This window comes from Cyanobacterium stanieri LEGE 03274 (assembly GCF_015207825.1).
Lineage (GTDB): Bacteria > Cyanobacteriota > Cyanobacteriia > Cyanobacteriales > Cyanobacteriaceae > Cyanobacterium > Cyanobacterium stanieri_B.
Window position 1 is genome coordinate 180976 of the sequence record NZ_JADEWC010000002.1, and the last position, 13910, is coordinate 194885.

A 13910-nucleotide genomic window follows, 5' to 3' on the forward strand; every position below is an offset into this window, starting at 1 on the left:
AATCCTAGGGCAACCATGGATACTCATCAAAATTCGGTGGGCGTTTTTCCAAAAACGCCTGTTTACCCTCAGCGCCCTCCTCCGTTAAATAATATAATAAAGTAGCATTTCCAGCCAACTCCTGTAACCCTGCTTGTCCATCACAATCCGCATTAAAAGCCGACTTGAGACAACGAATAGCAATGGGGCTTTTTGCCAAAATTTCCTTAGCCCAATCAATGCCTTCCGCCTCCAATTGCTCAACGGGTACAACCTTATTCACCAAACCCATATCCAGCGCCTCCAGGGCATTATACTGACGACAGAGAAACCAGATTTCACGGGCTTTCTTCTGCCCCACAACCCTAGCCAAATAACTAGCCCCAAAACCACCATCAAAACTACCCACCTTCGGCCCAGTTTGCCCAAAAACAGCATTATCCGCCGCAATGGACAAATCACAGATAAGATGTAAAACATGACCACCCCCAATGGCATAACCTGCCACCAAAGCAATCACCACCTTAGGAATAGTGCGGATTAACCGTTGCAAATCTAACACATTCAGGCGAGGCACACCATCATTACCCACATATCCTGCCTTACCCCGCACACTTTGATCGCCCCCAGAGCAAAAAGCATACTTACCATCGGTATGAGGCCCAGCGCCCGTTAACAATATTACCCCAATTTTTTGATCTTCCCGCGCATCACAAAAAGCATCATATAATTCAAACACCGTTTGTGGACGAAAAGCATTACGTTTATGGGGACGATTAATAACTATTTTAGCTATTCCCCCCTGTTTAAAATATAAAATATCCTGATATTCCTTGACCTTTTCCCAATTAAAATTCATTATTTTTAAATACTAATAGAACTCGGTTTATCGTAACTAGCAATTATACGACGACAGCCCGACTCAGGTTGCGCCCATTGATTAACATATTCATTAGGATTACCCCAACATAAACCCAAATATACCTCATCTTTTCCTGTGTCTAATTCCGCCCATTCCGCTTCTTGATACAATTCCTCTAACTGCTCAGAAGTTAGCTCATTTTCCCTATCTTCGGATAAATAATATTTCATATCCTCCGTTACTTCTTTCCAAAAATCTAGTACCGAAGCCTTGGCCTCTACCAAAAAATCCTTATCCCCATCAATGGCAATTAACTGATTATATACTTCAGGAAAACTAAAACTTTTTCCCTTAAAAGTAATCTTTCGTTTGATTAAACCAGAAACATTATTCTTTTCTTGATATTCATGAATTTGGCGACGAAAATCCCGAAAAATAAAAACTCTCCCCGTTTTATCCATATCAAGAGCTTTAGAAACAACGGGATTATCTAGCTTTTCAGAGGTGTTAAAAATCAATCTTTTGCCACTCCATGTGGCCTTTAATTCCATTTCTAAAAAATCAATTAATTCTTTAGTGCTGTAAGTCATCGGGTTAATTGGTCTAATTAACTGGGGTAAAATTCTGTTTAAGAGAATAAATTAACCATATCACCTTTAGTGAAATCTGTTAAAGATAACAATTTGATACTAGATTTTGAGGTAACACTAGCTCTGGTTTCCTCTGTATTATAACCCCAAGAGGCTAAAAATAATTTTACCCCGACTAGGTCTTCTTGTTGATTTACCCTCTCCAATGCTTCTAATCTATCTTCAATAAAACAAATATCCGTTGGTTTAACGTTTTCTTGATTTACAATTAATTGTAAACTTTCATACTTTTTTCTTTTTTGTTCTTTACCCCAAAAGATTATTTTATCTACATTAATTCCCCCATTAATTAATATTTGTTTAGCAAATTTACCTTCTTTTGTTGTTATAATATATATCTTATAAGTTTCATTAATAAAATCTTTAATCCTATCGATAATATGGGGGTAAAATCTATGTAAATTTAACCATTTATCTAAATTATTATTAATATCATTTTCTCTAACTTTGTCTAATTGTTGAGCTATTAATTCTTTCATTAAACAATCTTTTTTAAGGATTTCATCAACAAAATAAGACCATTGATTAAATAACTTTATTTTATTTTTTTCCATGTCCATTGCCCTAAAAATCAAAGGCATTTCCCATCCAGTTTCAATGGTAGGACGTAAATATTGAAAAACTTCCTGACTATATGCTAAATCTTCTAATTTTTTTTCCCAAATGATTTCATAAGTTAATCTACTGCTATGGAAATATTCCGCCATACCATCACAAATGACCCCATCAAAGTCTAGTGCTATAATTCGATTCATTTTTTCTGTTCATTTTAGTGTTGATATTATATTTTATTCTATAGAACATTCTTTTTTCTACGAATTATCCCATAGTGATTAAATTATTTTTAAATATTATGATTCAAGAAACAAACTCCAATCTGATTAATAGTTTAATGAAAGAAACTTTGATTGATTTAAAACAACAAATTACCAGAATAGATAATTATTTAATGGTTATTTTTTCTTTGGTGATAGTGTTATTAATAATTTCTGGATATTTAAATCATTACCATGTGTTAAAAATTATTTTTCAGTCCTTAGAAATTAGTCTATTATTTGCTTTATTAATAGTTTGTGTGGTGGGATTATTTCAATATAGACATCAATATTTTATTTTTAATGATTTACCACAGGATACCGAAAATTTAGTTATTCAAGAAAAGGACATTTTTAAATATTATCAGGAGGAGTTATGGAAGCTACATCGAGTTTATCAAAGAAAAAATACTTGTCTTAATACTTCCTATATTTTAATAATTATCTCCGCTTTATTTTTAACTTTAAATATTTTCTTTCGTTAATTATACTTAATCGATATGAAATAAGGGCGATCGCCCTTAAAGTATATTTACGTAGATAAATTTCCCATTACATTGACACAGAAAACAAAGTTATAATAAAGAATGTATATGAAAAATATCTTAAAAATAAATTATAAATAACTTTAGACAATACCTACTTATACAAAAAACATCACATAATTTACATTACATATTACCATTACAATTGTCACACACAAAACTAAATAATTATTAACCCTTCTTTATCATTAATAAAAACTATTATCTATTACCAGCAAATAAAACAGAGGAAATAAATCCATGTCCCAACAACCACCCGAATCCCCCCTAAAATCTCTCCTATGGCTATGGAAAAAAAGATTAGGTCAACATAACCAAGAAGCCGGAAACACCCTCATTATCGCCATTTCCTTAGGGGTTCTGCTCATCGGTGCCACTAGCACCATGATTTTTACATCTAGCAGAAATAGAACCAACGTTACATCTGATGAATATGCACAGCAAACTGTCAGTATCGGAGAAGCTGGAATTGCTCAAATCATAGCGGAATTAAACAGCTCAAATAAAAAAGGTTTATTGCTCAAAACTTTTGATCCAGAGGGGTATTTGGGTAGTCCATTAAATCAATGGGAAAAAACTACAACATTGCAATATATTGTTAATGCTTGTGGTGCTACAACGACTCAGGATGTTGCTGATGAGTTAATGACAGTAACTTTGGATGCCGATGGTAAGTTAAACAGTGATTCTATCACCTTTGCTAAAGGAGAGTATAAATTACTAGCATATCGATATACTCAAGATCCAAGTGGCTCACTAAGTGGCAAAGGTCAATTATTAGTACAATCAAACATTGATGGAAATAGTCAATCTCGTTTATTAATTGAGGCACCTATCACCGTTGAACCTAGTTGGGACGTTAGTGGTACAACCGCTCTAATGGCAACGGAATTTAATATGCAACAGAGCGATGCGATCGCCTCTAATATTATTTGCACAGATCCCGCGCTATGCCCTCTATCTTGTAACCCAGGACAAGATGAACCAACCACAGATGATCTACGGGAATCCATTAAAGCAACATCAAATTCTGAGATAACCGATGTTTACAGCGATGGTACGACCAATATCACCATTGCTAGTGCTACGATACCTCCTATTCCACCACCACCAACGGGAATCATAAACTATGGACCAATCTCTGGCAACAAGACATTTCCAGAAAGTGGAGATGTCCCTATTTCTATGGAAAATCCTGACGGCACATTTCGAGATGTCTATGTCTATCAAATAAGTTCTTGGAATAGTAGTGAAATTTTAATAGAATCAAATGCCGAAGTACATCTGTATATTTCAGGAGGTGTAATTCAAGGAGGAAATGACGACTTAAGATTAGTTGATCCAAATGCGACACCACGCCCCGGACAAATTAGGGTTTATGGCAACCCTCCTGCCAACGGCACTCAGGATTGGCTTTTATCTGGAAATGCCTGTACTATGGCGTTTATTCACGCCCCTTATGCCAATATTGGTATTGATGGAGGGGGTAATGGCTGTTCAGGAATAGACACAAATGATGCCGTTACCGATGCAAATCTTTTAGCTGAAAGCGGAACTACATATACAACCAGTGATTTTACAAACCCCACTGGCACGAATATATATGGTGCTGTATGGTCAAAAACATATAACGTTATCGGTAATCCTAGTAATAGTTCAGTATTTTATGAGCAACCAGGGCTAATGGAGGTGATCTCTAGTGAAATACCTGGCATACCAGGGCTAGAAAAAATCTTAACAGGTTCTTTCTCTCAATGGGAAAGAAGGGAGGTAGGAAACTGAAAATGAAAAATAGAATGATTTTTAATAAATTATTTTTGAATTATTCCAATTCATCAACAAAAAATGAATCAGGCTTTACCCTAATAGAAGTCCTCGTTACCATCCTTGTGGTTACAGGATTCGTTCTCGGCTCACTCCAAGCCGTGGTACTCGCTACCTTTTTCCGAGTCCAAGCCCAAGACAAAAACGAAGCTCTTAACTGGGTACAACAAGACTTAGAATTAATCCGTTATCAGGCTTTTAGTTTAGATTTATTGGTTGATGGTCATGAGCCAGATGGTTCTATATGTGCTAACTCGACCTATGGACAGGAACTATTGAATCAAGTAAATTCTGATTTTCCACTTACACAAACCGTTTCCATCAATGGAAAGTCATACGATATTCAAAGAATATATCAAGACAACGATAATACTTTACAAATTTCCCATATCGTAACATATAATTCTGCTCATCCTCGTTACCAGAAGGATGGAGATAATACCGTAACCCAGTTATCAACGGAGGCAATACCTGATGTGGCACTTAGTTGCGAATAAATTCAAAAATACAGATGTCCAACAAGGCTTTACCCTAATAGAAATCATCGCCATTCTAGTCATTATCGGCATCGGCAGCGCACTGGCAACCCCCAGCCTAATCAATTCTCGGCGCCAAGACCAGGTAAATCAAGCCCACCGCCGAATCAGAAGCGCATTAGTAGAAGCTCAAGTAACAGCCAATCGACTATCACGGAGTTGCGAAATACAATTTGCGTCAACTGCTATTACTGGTTCGAGAATAATTCTTCCGAGTGGTAGGGTGGTAAGTTGTCTGGCAGAAAACCTAAGAATTGATGACAGTGTTGTTAGCATCAGCAAAGACTCTCCGGGGGGTAGTTTACCCAATAATATTAGCTATAGTTTTCAGGGAGGCACAGCAAATGCTCAAACTATCTGGGTATCCAGAAAAGACTTTAATGGTAATGTAATTCAAAATACCGCCAGATGTATTGTTGTATCACCTGTTGGCATGATTCGTACGGGTATTATTGACTCTGATGGCAATTGTTATAACGTTGAAAACGATCGCTACGATGTTAGCGTTAGTAGTCCGTAGTTTTTATACCCAAGAAGGGCAAGGAGGAAAAAAATCAAATATTAGAAGACTATTTAGAGCATAAAATACCATTCTATGAAAACCGATTCTATCTTTTACGAACTATTTTTAAATCTTCCCGATAGCTTATTCTCCCTGCTTGGGTTATCCCCCGAATTAGCAAAAGAATATCAATTCACCTCCCAAGAATTAAAACAACTCGCCAAAAGGATAGACGGACTTTTTCTCCCTCTCAATGATGATAAACCTATCTATTTTGTGGAGGTACAATTTCAAAAAGACGAAAATTTATACTATCGGTTATTCACTGAAATATTTACTTACTTAGGGCAATACAAACCACCGCAAAACTTCCGTGCCGTTGTTCTGTGGGCAAAAAAAAGTTTAGATATATCCCTACCGCCCTATTATCAAGAATTTAAAGACTCAGGTAAATTAACTGTCATATATCTGGACGAATTAAACTCAAACACCACTGATAGTATTGGAGTAGAAATTATGAAACTAATTATCGCTCCACAATCTCAGGCAAAAACCCAAGTAGAAAAACTATTTTCCATTGCTCAACAAGCGGAGGAATCAAGTACAAAAAACCAAGATATTATAGAACTATTAGAGAAAATATTAACTTACAAATTTAGTAATTATTCAAGGGAGGAATTAGCAAAAATGTTTACCCTATCAGACTTCAAAAAAACTCGTTTTTATCAAGAAACCTATGCTGAGGGAAAAGCTGAAGGAAAAATATCTATTATCCCCAGCCTTTTAAAACTTGGCTTAACTACGGAACAAATCGCTCAAGCTCTCGAATTAGACATTGAAATAGTTCATAAAATAGCCAGAAATGGAGAAAGTTAATCCTAAGTGCGATCGGGGGCAACAAAGGGACAACTTGAAAATAATTTCCCCCCTTATCAAGGGGGGTTAGGGGGGATCATACTTCATGACTCACGTGGGAACGCTATATAAATTTAGTAATTATTCAAGGGAGGAATTAGCGAAAATGTTTACCCTATCAGACTTCAAAAAAACTCGTTTTTATCAGGAAACCTACGCTGAGGGCAAAGTTGAGGCGAAAATATCTACTATCCCCAGCCTTTTAAAACTTGGCTTAACTACGGAACAAATCGCCCAGGCTCTCGAATTAGACATTGAAATAGTTAAAAAAGTGGCTGTAAATGAGGAAAATTAATAAAAGTTCTCCACTCTTGGGTGGTTTAATACCCCATAACCCCCCGCAAATTCGGGGAACTCCATTAATATCAAATCCGCTTGATCACTTACAAATTAGTAATATCAATATCTTAGTTCAATTTATTGAACGAACCATCGTTAGCCGTGTAATTCATTACACGGTGGGGGTACGAAGATACAATCTATTGACAACAAATTATCCGAACTCCATTAAAACAAAATTTAAAATCATGAAAAACTATAAACTTTTATTCAAACTGTTACAACAACCAAATGATCAAGGAATCACCCTCACAGAATTATTAGTGGCGTTGGTTATTAGTGGTATTGTTTTAACCGCCACTACCAGTGGTTTTATCAATGTATTACGAGCCAATCGGGATGTAGAATCGAAAGGTACTCAATTAAGTAATTTAACTAGAGCGTTAACCTTCATACAAGAAGATATTAAACCTGGTGTATCTGTTACAGTTTCTGAAATTTCAGATTCTCAATGCACAGATGTTGATTCTAGGTGTTTAATAATTGAATCAGATAACGGAAATCAAATTTATTATGGATTTAAAGATATTAGTGGAGATACTTCAACATTCTTAAAACCTGGTATTTTGAAAAGACAAGAGTATGATGGTAGCGGAAATGCTTTAGATTATAAAGGAGATACATTACCATCATCTGAAATAGAAGAACAACAAACTGCATGGCAGGAAGAGTTTACGACTGTTGCTGATGGTTTAGAAATAAACGCTCAAGATCCCGTTTGTGATGATGGGGGTACAATTACTTGGGGAAATGGCACTACTCCCACTCTTTATGGAGATACAGGAAATGGTTTTCGTTTTTGTATCGACGAAACTCGAAATCGACTCGCTCGAATATTTTTATATGGTCATATCATAGACAGTAATACTATACTTAACGTTGATAGTTTTAGTTTTGCTAGAAGTAACCAACCTGCATCACCTTAAACTGATTATAATTATGATTACTCAAAATAACATTAATATTTTCCAACAGAATTAGCCAAAAAAAAGACACAAAACAAAATTAATTAGCTATATTGACAGCAGAAATCAGTAAGTCAATATATGAACAGTAAAATAAAAGCATTTAACCTTCGTGCCTTACTCGTTAAATTGCGAAAAAATAATCCTGTTTCTGGTACTACTCTCACCGAGTTATTGACGGGCGTAGTGATAGGCGGCGTAGTTATTACAGCAACAACCAGTGGGTTTATCAATGTACTTCGTGCTAACCAAAGAGTAGAGACAAAAAGTGTGAGAATGGCAGGACTAAATAAAGCCCTTAATTACTTACAAGAAGATATTAAACAAGCTAAATTTATCACTGCTGAAAAAGGTGGTAATTGTACCTCTACCGCAGTTAATTCGGAATATTGTTTAGTATTAACTTTTGCTGATGATACAGAATTGAGACCTGGCTGTAGTGGTGAAAAACCAAAAATTTATTATGGTTATCGTGATATTCGTAGTGGTGAGCAGATATGGCTAAAACCAGGGATGCTGAGGCGAAAGATAGTTTGCGAAACTGGGGCAGGAAATTGGATTGCTGTGGCAGATGGGTTGATAAGTGTCAATGAGGATAATCCCGTAGGCGATAAAACCCCTTCAGAATTTTGTAATCAGGAAGGTGTAAATTTATCCTCTCCTTCTGCCGTGTATGGGGGTAATAGCAGTGGTAAGGGCGGTTTTCGTTTTTGTTTAGACAACGATAACCTTAATAATCGGTTGGTGAGAATTTTTCTTTATGGGCATATTATTGGGGAAAATCCTCTTAATGTTAATGTTATCACCTTCGCTCGTGCGGGACAGAATTAGATTAGTAAAATAAAAAATATGGCTAATATTTATGTGTTCAGTGGAGCAAATGGATCGGGAAAAACGACTACTGCTTTTGAAATTATGCCTAATTTTTTAGAAGTATTTGAATATGTCAATGCCGATGAAATAGCCAAAGGATTATCCCCTTTTAATCCTGAATCAGTCGCTATTCAGGCGGGAAAAATAATGTTAAAAAGGCTCAATCATTTAAAAAGTAGTCAACAAAATTTTGCTTTTGAAACAACTTTATCAGGTCATAATTACATTCGTTTTCTTAGAGAATGTAAGCAATTAGGATATACAATTAATTTATTATTCTTTTGGTTAAATAGTCCAGATTTAGCAATTTCAAGAGTTAAGCAACGAGTAAAAGCAGGAGGGCATAATATTCCTGAAAATATAATTTATCGTCGCTATCATCGAGGTTTAAATAATTTATTCAATTACTATTTACCCATGTGCGATAACTGGTTTATTTACGATAACTCTCAATTTCCTACTGCCTTAATAGCAAAATTTTCAGCAGATACTGATTTAGTTGTTGTAAACCAAAGTCAATGGACACAATTTAATACAAATTATTTATAATTTTGTACTAAAATAAAGATGATAAAAATAAATTAATCAGATGAAACATGGATAATAATTTAAAGATAAATAATCCTCTTGTTAAACTTGATGAAAAAATAAATTTAGCGATAAAAAAAGCTCTAGAAAAACATCAAAAATTAGGAGAATCCGTAGTTATTTCTGAAAATGGGGAAAATAAGATTTATACAGGAAGTGAAATAAAAATTTTATTAGACAAATATCAAGATGATTGACTGTCCTATTTTCCTTTCTCCCTAGGGAGAAAGGGTTGTTAAAGTTTGAAAATTTTAGACAGCGAGACAATAATCTTTTTTATTTCAAACTATCGTTTTTCAGAGCAAAGATTTTCTCGATAATATCCTGTACAACTTTATCGGGAGTGGATGCGCCTGAAGTAACCCCCACAGTGATTTTACCTTCGGGAAGCCAATGGTGCTTAATTTCTAAGTCTTTTTTGAGGGGTTTATGCTCGATATTGTTTTCAGAGTCGATACGATTGGCACTATCTATATGATAGGAAGGAATATTGTAATCGATCGCAATTTCCTGTAGATGAGTCGTATTAGAGGAATTAAAACCACCTATTACCACCATTAAATCGAGCTTTTCTTTGACTAAATCCAACATGGCATCCTGCCTTTCTTGGGTGGCATCACAGATGGTATTAAAACTCATAAAATGATCATTTAACTCCGTCGGGCCATATTTTTTGAGCATAGTTTGTTGAAATAAACGCCCAATTTCTTCGGTTTCAGTTTTTAACATGGTGGTTTGGTTAGCAATACCTACCCTTTCTAAATCTTTATCAGGATCAAATCCTTGAGAATGGGCATTTGCAAACATACTTAAAAATTCCTCCCTATCACCACCATTAAGAATATAGTCACTAACATAATTAGCCTGATCCATGTTTAATACTACCAAATAAGTATCAGCAAAAGAGCTAGTAGCGATAGTTTCCTCGTGGTTATACTTACCATGAATGATGGAGGTGTAACTACGTTTTTTGTGCTTTTCCACCGAATTCCATACCTTTGATACCCAAGGGCAAGTAGTATCTACAATGGTGCAACCCTTATTATTTAACAACTCCATTTCCTGCACACTAGCACCAAAGGCAGGTAATATCACCACCTCTCCAGTATCTACTACGGAAAAATCTTTTTCCCCATCCATAACTGGAATAAAACCTACATTCATTTCCCGTAAACGTTCATTTACGGAGGGATTATGGATAATTTCATTGGTAATCCATATTTTTTCAGTGGGAAAATGGGTGCGGGTTTCATAGGCCATGGCTACCGCCCTTTCTACACCCCAACAAAAACCAAAGGCTTCGGCTAAACGAATGGTAACGTCTCCTTTGGTAATTTGATAATTATTTTCCCTAATGGTTTTGATTAAACTACTTTCATACTCACTGTTTAAAACTCCTGCTACTTCTTCTTGATGCCCAAAGCCTTTACGATGATAGTTTTTTGATTGTTGTAAGTTACGTTTAAAAGTTTTAGTATCCATGGGCAGGTTAATTTTTTATACTGATTTTTATTTTTCATTTTAACCTGATGGGGCTTTGCTCGTAAAAAATCTGGCGTTGTTTCATCATTTCGGTTTGATCAACTACAGGTTGCAGGTATTAAGGTGATGGGGTGATGTTGATTAATCACAGTGTGAAATATATTTTGACAAAACCATTGATTATTAAAAATATTACCACTATTGCCCATCAAATCAGTAACGCCAAAAATCCTAATGTCACTGAAAAGAATTAGGGTGGTTTATTCCCAAGTAACTAGGCGACGCTCTTTTAAAATATGGGTATAGACTGCTTCAGTTTGTTTGGCCAAGTCACACCACCTAAATCTATCTTTCAAGTCTTGGTAAGCGTTTTGAACTAATTTTTGAGCATATTCGGGGTTTTGTAATATTTGTAGGATACCCCAAGCTAGGGAGTTATGGTCATTGGCATAGGTGGTGATACCTGTGTGGTTATGTTGAACTACTTCGGGTAATCCTCCTGAGTTGGAAACAACCACAGGCACTTTGGAGGCGAAACTTTCGAGGGCAACAATGCCAAAGGGTTCGTATAAACTAGGAAAAACGGCACAGTCGGCGATGGTTTGAAATTTGTTAAGTTCTTCTTCTGACATAAATCCTGTAAAGTAACATCGCTCCCATACCCCTAATGTTTTGGCTTGGGTTTTCATAGTGGTGGTGTCTCCCCCTCCGATGATAATAAATTTAGCTTTCCCTTGGATGGTGTTGAGAATTTGGGGGGCGGCGTTTAATAATACTTGTACCCCTTTTTCATATGTCATTCTACCGACGTAGTAGATTATTTTTTCGTCGTCGGCGGCGTATTTACGGCGGAATTGTTGTTTATCGAAGTAGGGGGGATGTTGTTTTTTTTCGGCTCTGATGCCGTTATAGACGACGTCTATTTTATCCCATGGACAATGGAAGATTTGATGTACTTCTTGACGCATATAACTACTACAGACAATGACTCGCCATGCGTTATAGACAAGGTTACTTTCTTGTTGGAATACGTGGGCTTGGGTTTGATTGTGGATGCCGTTATGTCTGCCGTATTCTGTGGCGTGGATGGTGGCGACGAGGGGAATTTTATATTGGTGTTTAAGGGCGATCGCACTTTGAGCCACTAACCAATCATGACCATGAATTAAATCAAAAGTACCCATATTATTAATTAATTTTTGGGCCTGATATTCCATACTATGATTCATATTCTCAACCCACTGCAAAAAGTTATCATGGGGAGTGACAGGCACACGATAAACCTTAATACCATCCACCTTTTCATATTTAGGGGCGCTACCAAATTCAACGGTAATTAAATGTATATCATGGTCTAATTTAACAATTTCAGGATATAATTCTGCTACATGACGAGCGATACCCCCTACTATTCTCGGCGGAAATTCCCATGCTAGTACCAGTATCTTCACGCTATCCCTTCCTTGTTAGTTGATGATTGATGACAAAGTGATGGCAATTAATTAATAAACTGCGGTGCTACTTTGATTAGTGATTCTCTTATGATGCAAAAGTTTGCATTTTGCTTAACCATTATTAATGATTGTCGAATAATAATCAATTCTAATCCTGAAAAATTAATGCTTCATTGTTGGTTATCTCTGTTAAAAAAATATCGTCTCATTGCGGTTATTAGGGCGCAAACATGGGAATTGGGAAAAAAAATGGCCCACACGGCGGCAGATGCTGGAATTAAATTAATTGAGATAACTTGGAATAGCTACCAACCAGCAAAATTAGTTCATTACCTGCGTCAACAGTTACCAGATTGTTACATTGGAGTCGGTACAATTTTGACTATGACACAGTTAGAAGATGCCATAAAAGTGGGAGCGCAGTTTGCCTTTAGCCCTCATTTTAACCAAGATTTAATTACCTTTGCCCATCATCATCATATTCCTTTTACCCCAGGCACTCTTTCCCCCACAGAGATAATTAACGCCTTTAATGGAGGGGCGAAAGCCGTTAAGGTATTCCCTATTCAAGCCTTAGGAGGAGTTAGTTATATTAAAAGTTTACAAGGCCCCATGGCAGGGTTTCCCCTCATTCCCACAGGGGGAGTAACCATCGCTCAAACCATTGATTTTCTGGAAGCAGGGGCGATCGCCGTTGGCCTTTCAGGGGATTTATTCCCCCTAGATTTAGTCAAGGCGCAACAATGGGAAGTAATGGGCGATCGCATTTACCAACTAAGACAAAAAATTAACCTCCCCCCACAATAGTTACCACCTCGAGGCGATCGCCATCTTGTACCATCGTAGAATCCCAATATTGACGATGGAGAATTTCGCCATTATACTCCAAAGCAATCAGACGAGGATTAAACTTTAATATCTCCAACAACTGCAATAAAAGCAGATTTTTTTCTAACTGGTGATTTTCACCATTAACCATAATATTAATTTTTTCTTGCACCATATCTTAAAATTATCCAACTTAACACTACATCCCAACATCAACCCATACCAACCATTACAAAAATTGAGCTGAAAATAAAATTAGGAATTAGCCTCAAAAATCAATTTTAGTTCAATTTATTGAACCTTAACCATCAGCCATCAAATTTATCAACCCCTCCCCTAACTACTTTGTCATTTACGTTAAAATACTGAAGGAATATTACCATCGAATTATTAGGCTTAAACAATATGGTAGTCACGGCAAATCGTAAAGCATCATCCCTCAACAAAATCAAACAACCCCTCCAAAAAATTAACTGGGCATTACTCATCTCCATCAGTGCCCACGGAGCATTTTTCAGCCTTATTTTACCAGAATTAAACCTCAACTCCCCATCAGAAAACGCCGAAATATCAGGGGAAACCACCGTTATCGAATTAAACGCCCTTGAACAAACAAGACTACCAAACCTTGATGCCCCCCAAAGATTTGCCAACTTCAATAACCTAAACCTCCCCAACAACACAGAAAACAATATCGATAACATTCCCATACCCAACTTTGATGCCCTACCATTTCCCTCCTACGACAACTCC

At 36.3% G+C, this 13910-nt stretch carries 17 protein-coding genes and 1 pseudogene; 12 read left to right on the plus strand and 6 right to left on the minus strand.

From position 1 onward, the window contains the following. Window positions 1–4: 4 nt before the first annotated feature. The 3 genes from menB to IQ215_RS01760 are packed head-to-tail and all read right to left on the minus strand — an operon-like array spanning window position 5 to window position 2246. Entirely contained in the window at window positions 5–838 is an 834-nt protein-coding gene (gene menB / locus IQ215_RS01750) for a 1,4-dihydroxy-2-naphthoyl-CoA synthase (protein ID WP_193799599.1), read from the minus strand. Window positions 839–843: 5 nt separating this feature from the next. Beyond that, a complete protein-coding gene (locus tag IQ215_RS01755; protein ID WP_193799600.1) occupies window positions 844–1431 on the minus strand; it encodes a hypothetical protein in 588 nt (195 codons plus the stop codon). Window positions 1432–1469: 38 nt separating this feature from the next. Continuing rightward, entirely contained in the window at window positions 1470–2246 is a 777-nt protein-coding gene (locus tag IQ215_RS01760) for an HAD family hydrolase (RefSeq protein WP_193799601.1), read from the minus strand. 98 nt (window positions 2247–2344) lie between these two features. Here IQ215_RS01760 and IQ215_RS01765 point away from each other — a divergent pair, with 98 nt between their 5' ends. The 10 genes from IQ215_RS01765 to IQ215_RS01810 all read left to right on the plus strand — a co-directional run bounded on the left by IQ215_RS01765 (window position 2345) and on the right by IQ215_RS01810 (window position 9590). Beyond that, complete coding sequence (locus tag IQ215_RS01765; RefSeq protein ID WP_193799602.1) at window positions 2345–2791, plus strand: hypothetical protein; 447 nt, start codon at window positions 2345–2347, stop codon at window positions 2789–2791. A 300-nt stretch (window positions 2792–3091) separates the two neighbouring features. Next, window positions 3092–4633 carry a hypothetical protein gene (locus IQ215_RS01770; protein ID WP_193799603.1) on the plus strand — a complete coding sequence of 514 codons (1542 nt, stop codon included), beginning with the start codon at window positions 3092–3094 and terminating at the stop codon, window positions 4631–4633. Between the two features lie 35 nt (window positions 4634–4668). After that, window positions 4669–5172: a type II secretion system protein gene (locus IQ215_RS01775; protein WP_193799604.1), complete on the plus strand. Its 504-nt coding sequence runs from the start codon at window positions 4669–4671 to the stop codon at window positions 5170–5172. After that, window positions 5150–5731 carry a prepilin-type N-terminal cleavage/methylation domain-containing protein gene (locus tag IQ215_RS01780; RefSeq protein WP_193799605.1) on the plus strand — a complete coding sequence of 194 codons (582 nt, stop codon included), beginning with the start codon at window positions 5150–5152 and terminating at the stop codon, window positions 5729–5731. The genes IQ215_RS01775 and IQ215_RS01780 overlap by 23 nt, the downstream gene beginning before the upstream one ends. Window positions 5732–5806: 75 nt before the next feature. Then, window positions 5807–6589: an Rpn family recombination-promoting nuclease/putative transposase gene (locus tag IQ215_RS01785; RefSeq protein ID WP_193799606.1), complete on the plus strand. Its 783-nt coding sequence runs from the start codon at window positions 5807–5809 to the stop codon at window positions 6587–6589. Between the two features lie 85 nt (window positions 6590–6674). Next, complete coding sequence (locus IQ215_RS01790; protein ID WP_193799607.1) at window positions 6675–6923, plus strand: Rpn family recombination-promoting nuclease/putative transposase; 249 nt, start codon at window positions 6675–6677, stop codon at window positions 6921–6923. Between the two features lie 232 nt (window positions 6924–7155). Next, on the plus strand, window positions 7156–7893 hold the full coding sequence (locus IQ215_RS01795; RefSeq protein WP_193799608.1) for a PulJ/GspJ family protein: 738 nt from the start codon (window positions 7156–7158) through the stop codon (window positions 7891–7893). A gap of 120 nt (window positions 7894–8013) precedes the next feature. After that, window positions 8014–8763 (plus strand): PilW family protein, encoded by a 750-nt coding sequence (locus tag IQ215_RS01800; RefSeq protein ID WP_193799609.1) that lies wholly within the window; start codon window positions 8014–8016, stop codon window positions 8761–8763. An 18-nt stretch (window positions 8764–8781) separates the two neighbouring features. Further along, window positions 8782–9354, plus strand: coding sequence for a zeta toxin family protein (locus tag IQ215_RS01805; protein WP_193799610.1), 573 nt, complete (start codon window positions 8782–8784; stop codon window positions 9352–9354). Between the two features lie 47 nt (window positions 9355–9401). Then, a complete protein-coding gene (locus tag IQ215_RS01810; protein ID WP_193799611.1) occupies window positions 9402–9590 on the plus strand; it encodes a hypothetical protein in 189 nt (62 codons plus the stop codon). A 79-nt stretch (window positions 9591–9669) separates the two neighbouring features. Here the strand turns inward: IQ215_RS01810 and IQ215_RS01815 are convergent, their stop codons facing one another. Beyond that, a complete protein-coding gene (locus tag IQ215_RS01815; RefSeq protein ID WP_193799612.1) occupies window positions 9670–10875 on the minus strand; it encodes a 4-hydroxy-3-methylbut-2-enyl diphosphate reductase in 1206 nt (401 codons plus the stop codon). Window positions 10876–11135: 260 nt separating this feature from the next. Then, a complete protein-coding gene (locus IQ215_RS01820; RefSeq protein WP_193799613.1) occupies window positions 11136–12326 on the minus strand; it encodes a glycosyltransferase in 1191 nt (396 codons plus the stop codon). 90 nt (window positions 12327–12416) lie between these two features. On the opposite strand from IQ215_RS01820, the gene IQ215_RS01825 reads away from it, so the two are divergent. Then, window positions 12417–13136, plus strand: a complete 720-nt coding sequence (locus IQ215_RS01825; protein ID WP_347239012.1) for a bifunctional 4-hydroxy-2-oxoglutarate aldolase/2-dehydro-3-deoxy-phosphogluconate aldolase — start codon at window positions 12417–12419, stop codon at window positions 13134–13136. On the opposite strand, the gene thiS is transcribed toward IQ215_RS01825, so the two are convergent. Then, window positions 13117–13332, minus strand: a complete 216-nt coding sequence (gene thiS, locus IQ215_RS01830) for a sulfur carrier protein ThiS (RefSeq protein WP_193799614.1) — start codon at window positions 13330–13332, stop codon at window positions 13117–13119. The genes IQ215_RS01825 and thiS overlap by 20 nt on opposite strands. Window positions 13333–13562: 230 nt before the next feature. Between thiS and IQ215_RS01835 the strand changes: the two are divergent. Beyond that, window positions 13563–13910 (plus strand): annotated as a pseudogene (locus IQ215_RS01835) (hypothetical protein); the annotation flags it as partial.